This window comes from Planomonospora algeriensis (assembly GCF_977012225.1).
In genome coordinates, this window is the sequence record NZ_CDRNDK010000958.1 from 1 (window position 1) to 900 (window position 900).

Below are 900 nucleotides of genomic sequence, written 5' to 3' on the forward strand. Positions count from 1 at the left end.
CCAGCGTCCCCGGGCCGTCGACGATCTCCCTGGTCACCTCGGCCGCGTCCAGCCCGAGCACGTGGAAGCGGGACTGGCGGCGGCCCACCAGCCATTCGGTGAACTCGCGGCGGCAGACGGGCGCGGTGAAGTCGCCGAAGTAGAGCCTCCGCTGGTAGGCGGAGATCATGAAGCGGGTCTCCGGCGGCACCGCGATGCGCGGGTGCGCGTGCAGCATGAGCTGCAACATCGTCGTCCCCGAACGCGGGCAGCCGATCACGAACACCGGCCGGTCGGACTGCATGGTCACGCCCTCGCCAACTCGCCCAGCTGCCGGACGGTGAGCTGCGCGGCCACCGGGCCCCGCTCGCGGAAGCGGTTGATCCGGTCCCGGACCTCCTGCCGCCGGCGGGCCCGGCGGCGGCGGGCGGCGATCTCCTCCACCGCGGCGACCTGGGCCCTGTCCGCCGGGGGCGCGCCGACCGGCTCGTACCCGCAGGCGGTCAGCCGCTCGCCGAGCACGGTCTCGCAGAGGGAGACCTCCCACGGCTCCAGCCGCGAGGTCCACGAACCCGGGCGGAGCGCGGCCGTCTCGCCGCGGGCGTTCCGGCGCGGGTCCCTGGCCTGCGGCACCGCGGCCCCCGCCACGCGGCACGGCTCGGCCATGGCCGGATCGTAGTCCTCGCCGAGGTAGGCGCAGAGCTTGCCGAGCTCGATCTCCGGGTCGGCCATCAGATCCTCGTAGCGCAGCTCGTAGTAGCTGTCGGCCGGGAGCCTGCGGGCCCGGCGGCCGCAGTCGACCGCCTCGGCCCAGCTGTTCACCGCGTGGAAGACGTCCCTGGTGTACCAGGGCATCTCCTTCAGCGACGCCACGCAGTCGCGGCCGTCCCGGATCAGGTGCACGAACTGCGCGTCCGGGAA

At 74.1% G+C, this 900-nt stretch carries 2 protein-coding genes; both read right to left on the reverse strand.

From position 1 onward, the window contains the following. On the reverse strand, positions 1-283 hold a 283-nt coding region (locus ACWJ6R_RS37165; protein WP_449066677.1), incomplete at its 3' end, for a sulfotransferase family protein. Between the two features lie 2 nt (positions 284-285). Further along, the coding region (locus ACWJ6R_RS37170) for a sulfotransferase family protein (protein ID WP_449066676.1) at positions 286-900 on the reverse strand (615 nt) is incomplete at its 5' end.